We start from the raw sequence: 8,516 nt of genomic DNA, 5'->3' as shown, positions 1-8,516 counted from the left end.
CCAGATTGCCGGGCTGCCGGCACCCGCCTCTTCCGCTGCCTTCACCACATGGGCGACCATCGGCAGCCCGGCAATCTGGTGCAGCACCTTCGGCAGCACGCTCTTCATGCGCGTGCCTTCGCCGGCGGCGAGGATGACGGACAGGCAGGATCTCTGGCTCATGGAAAGGACAACCATATGAAAAGGGATCAGGAATCGAAGATAGGTAGCATCTGGCGTCATGCTGCACCAATGCGGTTAAATTCCGGTGAGGTGGGTCGAGCAGCTGGTCGATATTGCCACTAGCGAGACGTAAGATAGTCCGGATCCTTGGCTGCGAGCAGTCGTTCGACCGAGGCTTGGAAAGCGGCCACGTCGCTTCCTTGTTTGGCAAGCAGACTCTCCATGTGCTTAATCCCGCCCTCATAATAGGGCCCGAACACCTTGGACAGTGCGATCGACTTAGCCTTGGCAGTCACGTCCGCATGTAGCAGCTCTATCATGGTTGGGGGGACCGTGCTGCTCGCCACGCCCGTCCGAAATGCCCCCCATCTCGGCCTTGCGTCGGCGCAATCTGATTCCATTCGATCAAGAATGGATCGCCCTTTCAATTTGAGGCCTTCCCGATCCGTCTCGCGGTCGGCCACCTCTGACCCTGCAGCACTTAGGTAGACGTAGACCTGCCACATTGCCTGTATGGTATCGGGAACCCCCGCTCCGCGAGGTTGCGGCATTTCAAGGTGAACTCGCTCGTCCAGGAAGCAAGCCAATAATTCTTCCTGCCGGCGATGGTCCGAAAACAGGAAAGCATCCGATTGCCCAAAGTTGAACAGTTTGTGGATCGCCTCTATCCGCAAGTCGGCCCATATCTCGACAACGCTTGCGCCCTCTCTGCGATGGGCAGGATAGGACAACTTCCCCGCTTTCACTGCATTGACGTAGTCGCGCACAGATGCGGCCAACGCTACAGCGAGCGATTGTGGCCGGACAAATTGCTCAGCCAGGGCCTTGAGTTCATGGTCAGGCTGGCTCGATTTCTTCCTCAACCAATTCCACATAGGCTGCCTCCCCAATTGCCTAAGTCGATTTCGCGTTTGCAACGACAGCGCTAGCTGTCAGGAGAGGGCAGAGCTGGCGGCTCCTGATAGGCCTCTAGCTGCCACGGCCCTTGATAGTCGGCAATCACGCCTTCGTCGGCCATTGGCATCTTGGCAATCGTAGCGATCTGCCCAAGGCACCGGTTCAGGTGCCCGCGGAGCACCTCCAGTGCATCAAAATAAGCCTGCCGGGTGTCAGGCGGTCGATAGAATTCTCCAAAGCGTGGATGCAGCGGGGCGTTCTCGTCGCGCCGGAGCAGTTCCTCGAACGTCATAAATTGGCGAATACCCAGAGCCATCGCGTCAAGCAGTAAGTACAGCGGCCCATCCTGCAAGTCGGCAAGCTCTACCCGTTTGTCCACGAGCGTTTGCCTGATTTCCCCAAGCGACTTGAGCGCATTGTCAATGCAGCCATCGCAGCACTCCCAAGCGGACAGAATCCTGCGATCCCGGAGCCGAATTACGAGCTCGCGGGCAACCTTACGCTCTCGATCATTCGGGCTGACAGCGATACTGATAAATGGGAGGTTAATCGTCACGTCACCCAAGCGACCATCCACTTGCCTCCGCGCTCGCGCCAGCAAGTCGGCTATATCGAATCTAAAAGGAATTTTTCCACTTCTCATGCTGCACAATATCAAGCTTTGAATTGATTGTGCGAGCTTTTGCAGGCTCACGTCAATATTGCAGTGTAAGACCAAATGGAGCGGGGAAATTCCGATCCGGAACTTACTACGCAAGTGAAACAATATCCGTAAGCCCGCTTGAGCTCGAACGCCTACCCCAACCGCCCCAGCAGCGGAAAATTCTCCAGCAGCCAGTAAGACACCGTCTGAACGCCGCCGGTGAGGAAAAACACGCCAGCGACAACCAGCAGCGCGCCTATTGCTTTTTCAACCCGGCCGAGATGAACGCGGAATTTGCCGAGGAAGCGCATGAAGGCGCCGGAAAACAGCGCTGCGATCAGGAACGGGATGCCCAGCCCCAGCGAATAGGCGGCGAGCAGCAGCGCGCCCTCGCCCACCGTTTCACGGCCGCCGGCCAGCGTCAGGATCGGTCCCAGAACCGGGCCGATGCACGGCGTCCAGCCGAAGGCGAAAGCCAGCCCCATGACATAGGCCGCGATTGCACTTGCCGGCTTCCCTTGCGACTGGAAGCGTGCCTCGCGTGACAGCAGCGGAATGCGCAGGACGCCGAGGAAATTCAGGCCCATGAGGATGATCAGCACGCCTGCGCCCATGGCCAGCGGCTCCTGCCAGACGCGCAGCAGCCGGCCGATGGTCGAGGCGCCGGCGCCGAGCGCGACAAAGACGGTCGAGAAGCCGAGCACGAAGGCGATCGAAGAATAGATCAGCGCGCCGCGTGCGCCTTCACGCGCTGTCGCACCCGCATTGCCACGGAAATCGTCGACCGAGACGCCGGCCATATAACAGAGATAAGGCGGCACCAGCGGCAGCACGCAAGGCGACAGGAACGAAATCGCCCCAGCCCCGACCGCGCTGACATAGCCGATGTCCAATGCCATTTCCAAGAACTCCAATGTCGTGACGCCGATATAGCGACGCGCAGCCTTGTCCACCAATCACCATTGTGTTGGCAAGATCATCCATTGCCCGACGCACTTGCCAGGAAGAAACGACAGCCCGCAGGCGTTGATGCTGTGAGGCCGCGATTTCCCGCGCGTCTCCAGATATCAGTCAGGAGATTTCCATGAAAACCATAACCGCAGGACTGGCAGCGCTTCTGCTCAGCACCGCCGCATCCTTCGCTGCCGACGCGTGGAAGGAAGCCGAGGTCAATGGCGCCAAGATCTACACCGACGCCAATGGCATGACGCTTTACACCTATGACAAGGACGAGAAGGGCAAGAGCAACTGCTACGACAAATGCGCCACCAACTGGCCGCCGCTGAAAGCCGAAGCCGGCGCCAAGGCGGATGACGAGTGGAGCGTCGTCGACCGCACCGACGGCACCAAGATGTGGGCCTATGACGGCAAGCCGGTCTACACCTTCATAAAGGACAAGAAGCCCGGCGATGTGACCGGCGACGGCGTCGGCGAAGTCTGGCATATCGTCAAGGCCGACTAAGCACGCCATTCCCGCTGCTGGCGGGACAAGGGCTGGTCGCCGGGCATCTCCATGCCATCCGGCGGCCGGCATCGAACAGCCCGTTATAATGTCGCCCGTCCTGGTTTGGGCAGCATTTCAACGACTCGGCGGAAAAATGAATCGGGTCGTTTCCGCTGACTCAGACCCACCATCTGCCTTTCCCAAATTCTGTGATTTTCTCCATACACTCTAAGAGTGTATTGCTGCGGACCGGCCCGCAATTTGGGCGCTTCCCCTTGACCGGATGCAAAAGCGCGGCCATGTGAGCGACAAATAGAACGAGATTTCGTCGCGCGCAGCGGAATTCTTCTGCCGCACCACAGCTGATATGAGACCTCATGGACGTCGTCGTCGTCGAATCGCCGGCCAAGGCGAAGACAATCAACAAATACCTCGGCAAGAACTACAAGGTTCTGGCCTCGTTCGGCCATATCAGGGACTTGCCGGCCAAGGATGGCTCGGTGCGTCCGGATGAGGATTTCGCCATGTCCTGGGCGGTCGACACCGCCTCCGGCAAGCGCCTCGCCGACATCGCCAAGGCGGTCAAGGACGCCGACGGCCTGATCCTCGCCACCGATCCGGATCGCGAAGGCGAAGCGATTTCCTGGCATGTGCTGGAAGTTCTGAAGCAGAAGCGCGCGCTGAAGGACAAGCCGGTCAGCCGCGTCGTCTTCAACGCCATCACCAAATCGTCGGTGCTGGAAGCGATGGCCAATCCGCGCCAGATCGATGCGCCGCTGGTCGATGCCTATCTCGCCCGCCGGGCGCTGGATTATCTCGTCGGCTTCACGCTGTCGCCGGTGCTGTGGCGCAAACTGCCGGGCGCCCGTTCGGCCGGACGCGTCCAGTCGGTTGCGCTGCGTCTCGTCTGCGACCGCGAATCCGAGATCGAGCGCTTCATCCGCGAGGAATACTGGCAGATCGCTGCACTGCTGGGCACGCCGCGCAACGAGAATTTCGAAGCGCGGCTGACCGCCTTCGATCGCAAGAAGCTGCAAAAGCTCGACATTTCCAACAAGGCGCAGGCCGACGACATCAAGTCGATGCTCGAAGGCGCAACCTTCAAGGCGGTGTCGGTGGAAGCCAAGCCGACCAAGCGCAATCCCGGCCCACCCTTCACCACCTCGACGCTGCAGCAGGCCGCCTCGTCGGGCCTCGGCTTCTCGGCCAGCCGCACCATGCAGGTGGCGCAACGCCTCTATGAAGGCATGGAGATCGGCGGCGAGACCACCGGTCTGATCACCTATATGCGAACCGACGGCGTGCAGATGGCACCCGAGGCGATCGACGCCGCACGCGATGCCATTGCCAAGGAATTCGGTCCGAAATACCTGCCGGAAAAGCCGCGCCAATATACGGCCAAAGCCAAGAACGCCCAGGAAGCGCACGAAGCGATCCGCCCGACGGATTTCATGCGCACCCCGGCATCGGTCAGGCAATATCTCGATTCCGACCAGATGCGGCTCTATGAGCTGATCTGGAAGCGCGCCATCGCCAGCCAGATGCAGCCGGCCGAAATCGAGCGCACCACCGCCGAGATCGAGGCGGTCAATGGATCGCGCACCGCGGAGCTGCGTGCCATCGGTTCGGTCGTTCGGTTCGACGGTTTCATCGCCGCATACACCGACCAGAAGGACGACGATGCGGAAGACGAGGAAAATCGTCGCCTGCCCGAGATCCGTGCCGGCGAGCAGCTTGCCCGCCAGGCGATCAACGCCACCCAGCACACCACCGAGCCGCCGCCGCGTTACTCCGAAGCGTCGCTGATCAAGAAGCTGGAAGAGCTCGGCATCGGCCGGCCTTCTACCTATACGGCGATCCTGAAGACGCTCGAGGACCGCGACTATGTCACCATCGACAAGCGCCGGCTGGTGCCGCAGGCCAAGGGCCGGCTGCTGTCCGCTTTCCTCGAAAGCTTCTTCAAGCGCTATGTCGAGTACGACTTCACCGCGTCCCTCGAGGAAAAGCTCGACGAGATTTCGGACGGCAAGCTCGCCTGGAAGGACGTGCTGCGCGATTTCTGGAAGGATTTTTCCGGCGCCGTCGCCGACATCAAGGAACTGCGCGTCACCGACGTGCTGGATGCGCTCAATGAAGAGCTGGCGCCGCTGGTGTTCCCCGCGCGCGAAGACGGTTCGAATCCACGCATCTGCCCGAAATGCGGCACCGGCAATCTGTCGCTGAAGCTCGGCAAGTTCGGCGCCTTCGTCGGCTGCTCCAACTATCCCGAATGCTCCTTCACCCGCCAGCTCGGCGATGCCGCCAACTCCAATGGCGAGAATGGCGGCGGCGAAGACGGCACCAAGGTCATCGGCAAGGACCCCTATACGTCAGAGGAAATCACGCTGCGCAGCGGCCGCTTCGGCCCCTATCTGCAACGCGGCGACGGCAAGGAAGCCAAGCGCTCCAGCCTGCCCAAGGGCTGGACGGCAGAGTCGATCGACCACGAAAAGGCGCTGGCGCTGCTGTCGCTGCCGCGCGATGTCGGCCAGCATCCGGAAACGGCCAAGATGATCTCGGCCGGGCTCGGCCGTTACGGTCCGTTCGTGCTGCATGACGGCACCTATGCCAATCTCGAAAGCATCGAGGACGTGTTCTCGATCGGCCTCAACCGCGCCGTGTCGGTGATCGCCGAGAAGCAGCTGAAGGGCAAGGGTGGCCGCAATGGCGGCACGGCCGCTGCGCTCAAGGAGCTCGGCGACCACCCCGATGGCGGCGGCAAGATCGTCGTGCGCGACGGCAAATACGGGCCTTACGTGAATTTCGGCAAGGTCAATGCTACGCTGCCCAAGGGCAAGGATCCCCAGTCGGTGACGATGGAGGATGCGCTGGCGCTGATTGCCGAGAAGGAAGCCAAGGGCGGCGGCGGCAAAAAGCCGTTCCGCAAGGCGGCCGCGGCCAAAGCTCCGGCAACCAAGAAAGTAGCCGCCAAGAAGCCGGCTGCGAAGAAGCCGGCCGCGAAGAAAAAAGGGTAGGACAGCGTGGCGCGCAAGATCACCGGCAGAACCCACGGCGATCCGCGCACCGCCGACACCAGGGCCAAGGTCAAGGACGACTATCGGCCGTCGCGTGACGAAATCCTGCGCTACATTGCCGAAAATCCGGATCGCGCCGGCAAGCGCGACATCGCCAAGGCGTTCGCGCTGCGCGGCGACGACCGCATCTGGCTGAAGGACATTTTGCGCGACCTGCAGGACGAAGGCGTCCTCACCAAGGAGCGCAAGGGGCTGGCCCGCGTCGGCGCCCTGCCCCATGTCACGGTCCTCGATATTTTCGACCGCGATGCCGATGGCGTGCTCTTGGCGCGCCCAACCGAACACACAGCCAATGGGCCGCCGCCCATCGTTTCCATCCGCCTGTCGCGCAGTGGCAGTGGACCGGCGCCCGGCATTGGCGACCGCGTGCTGGCCAAGACCTTTCCGGCCGACGACACGAACGTCGCCCTGGGCGGCCCCGCCTACACCGGGCGGGTGGTGAAGATTTTCGAAAAACGTACCGATGCCGTGCTCGGTATCTTTCGCATCCTGCAGGACGGCACCTTCCGCATCGAACCGGTGGAACGGCGCCAGCCCGAACTGATCGTCGACAAGGAATTCCAGAACGGCGCCAAGAATGGCGACCTGGTCGAGGTCGAGCCGGCGCGAGCCTCCCGTTTCGGCTTGCCGAGAGCCAAGGTGCTCAACGTGCTGGGCTCTCTGACCAGCGAAAAGGCGGTCTCTATGATCGCCATCCATGCGCACGACATTCCGCATATCTTCCCGGCCGACGTCATCGCAGAATCCGAAGCCGTCAAACCGACGACGCCTGACCATCGCGAGGATTGGCGCGACCTGCCGCTGGTCACCATCGATCCGGCCGACGCCAAGGACCATGACGACGCCGTCTTCGCCGCGCCGGATCCCGACGAGAAGAACCCCGGCGGCGTGGTTGCCACTGTCGCAATCGCCGACGTCGCCGCCTATGTGCGCTATGGCACTGCACTCGACCGCGAAGCGCTGAAGCGCGGCAACTCGGTCTATTTCCCGGATCGTGTCGTGCCGATGCTGCCCGAGCGCATCTCCAACGATCTCTGCTCGCTGCGCGAGGGCCAGGACCGGCCGGCATTGGCAGTGCGCATGATCTTTTCGGCCGAGGGCCGCAAGCTCAGGCACACCTTCCATCGCGTCATGATGAAGTCGGCGGCAAAGCTCGCCTACCAACAGGCTCAGGCGGCGATCGACGGCGCGCCGGACGACAAGACAGGCCCGATCCTCGAAACCGTGCTGAAGCCACTGTGGGACGCCTATGCGATCCTGAAGCGCGGCCGCGATGGCCGCCAGCCGCTCGAACTCGATCTGCCGGAGCGCAAGATCGTACTCAAGCCGGACGGCACCGTCGACCGCGTCATCGTGCCGGAGCGGCTCGATGCCCACAAGCTCATCGAAGAATTCATGATCCAGGCCAATGTCGCCGCGGCCGAGACGCTGGAGGCGAAGAAGCAGGAGCTGGTCTATCGCGTCCACGACGCGCCGTCGCTCGCCAAGCAGGAATCGCTGCGCGAGTTCCTGCAGACATTGGGCCTGTCACTGGCGCGCGGCGCGCAGATGCAGCCAAGCCAGTTCAACGGCATTTTGGAGCGCGTGCGCGGCGCCGACAATGAAGGTCTTGTCAACGAAGTGGTGCTGCGCTCGCAGAGCCAGGCCGAATACTCGCCAAAGAACATCGGCCATTTCGGTCTCAACCTCCGCCGCTACGCCCATTTCACCTCGCCGATCCGCCGCTATGCCGATTTGATCGTGCATCGCGGACTTATTGCCGCACTCGGACTGGGTCCGGGCGGGCTGACGCAGGACGAAGCGGCACGGCTCGAAGATGTCGCGGTGCTGATCTCCGGCACGGAACGCCGCGCAATGGCGGCCGAGCGGGACACGGTCGACCGTCTGATCGCCGCCTATCTCGCCGAACGCATCGATGACCGGTTCGATGCCCGCATCTCCGGCGTCACCAAATCAGGACTATTTGTCCAATTGCCGCAGTATGGCGCGGATGGTTTCATCCCGGTGTCAACTCTGGGCGGCGATTACTATATATACGATGAAACGGCTCGCTCCCTGTTCGGAGAACGCTCTGGCAAAGGCTACCAACTCGCGGACCGCGTCGAGGTCCGGCTTATCGAGGTCGCGCCGATGGCCGGCGCGATGCGCTTTGAGATGTTGACCGACCCAAAGCCTCTGCCGGGCTCCAAGCGGTCGTTTCACAAGGCCAAGGGCCGCGCCCGCGCGTCGCAATCGCGACCGGGTTCGCGCGGCAGGAGACGATGATGACAACAGCCATGGAAGAACAGGTTTTCGG

Annotated in this window: 7 protein-coding genes; 3 read left to right on the top strand and 4 right to left on the bottom strand. The window is 61.9% G+C overall.

The window, feature by feature from the left end:
- The 4 genes from EN949_RS29510 to EN949_RS29495 all read right to left on the bottom strand — a co-directional run.
- Nucleotides 1–162 (bottom strand): NTP transferase domain-containing protein (locus EN949_RS29510; protein WP_164782576.1); only part of this gene is annotated, 162 nt, incomplete at its 3' end.
- Nucleotides 163–281: 119 nt separating this feature from the next.
- The gene (locus tag EN949_RS29505) at nucleotides 282–1,037 is read right to left on the bottom strand and encodes a hypothetical protein (RefSeq protein WP_063167903.1); all 756 of its coding nucleotides are present in this window, start codon (nucleotides 1,035–1,037) and stop codon (nucleotides 282–284) included.
- Between the two features lie 50 nt (nucleotides 1,038–1,087).
- The gene (locus EN949_RS29500; RefSeq protein WP_127367386.1) at nucleotides 1,088–1,624 is read right to left on the bottom strand and encodes a hypothetical protein; all 537 of its coding nucleotides are present in this window, start codon (nucleotides 1,622–1,624) and stop codon (nucleotides 1,088–1,090) included.
- A 230-nt stretch (nucleotides 1,625–1,854) separates the two neighbouring features.
- Nucleotides 1,855–2,601, bottom strand: coding sequence for a cytochrome c biogenesis CcdA family protein (locus tag EN949_RS29495; RefSeq protein WP_063170222.1), 747 nt, complete (start codon nucleotides 2,599–2,601; stop codon nucleotides 1,855–1,857).
- A gap of 185 nt (nucleotides 2,602–2,786) precedes the next feature.
- Between EN949_RS29495 and EN949_RS29490 the strand changes: the two genes are divergently transcribed.
- The 3 genes from EN949_RS29490 (at nucleotide 2,787) to rnr (ending at nucleotide 8,485) form a co-directional block, all read left to right on the top strand.
- Nucleotides 2,787–3,164, top strand: coding sequence for a hypothetical protein (locus EN949_RS29490; RefSeq protein ID WP_024503571.1), 378 nt, complete (start codon nucleotides 2,787–2,789; stop codon nucleotides 3,162–3,164).
- A gap of 359 nt (nucleotides 3,165–3,523) precedes the next feature.
- Entirely contained in the window at nucleotides 3,524–6,160 is a 2,637-nt protein-coding gene (gene topA, locus EN949_RS29485; RefSeq protein WP_063167901.1) for a type I DNA topoisomerase, read from the top strand.
- Nucleotides 6,161–6,166: 6 nt separating this feature from the next.
- Nucleotides 6,167–8,485, top strand: a complete 2,319-nt coding sequence (gene rnr / locus EN949_RS29480; protein ID WP_127371866.1) for a ribonuclease R — start codon at nucleotides 6,167–6,169, stop codon at nucleotides 8,483–8,485.
- Nucleotides 8,486–8,516: the final 31 nt, after the last annotated feature.

The sequence above is a fragment of the Mesorhizobium sp. M7A.F.Ca.US.007.01.2.1 genome, from assembly GCF_003998165.1.
Classification (GTDB): domain Bacteria; phylum Pseudomonadota; class Alphaproteobacteria; order Rhizobiales; family Rhizobiaceae; genus Mesorhizobium; species Mesorhizobium ciceri.
The sequence above is the reverse complement of the archived record's forward strand: the minus strand, read 5'-3'. Positions and strand labels throughout refer to the sequence as shown.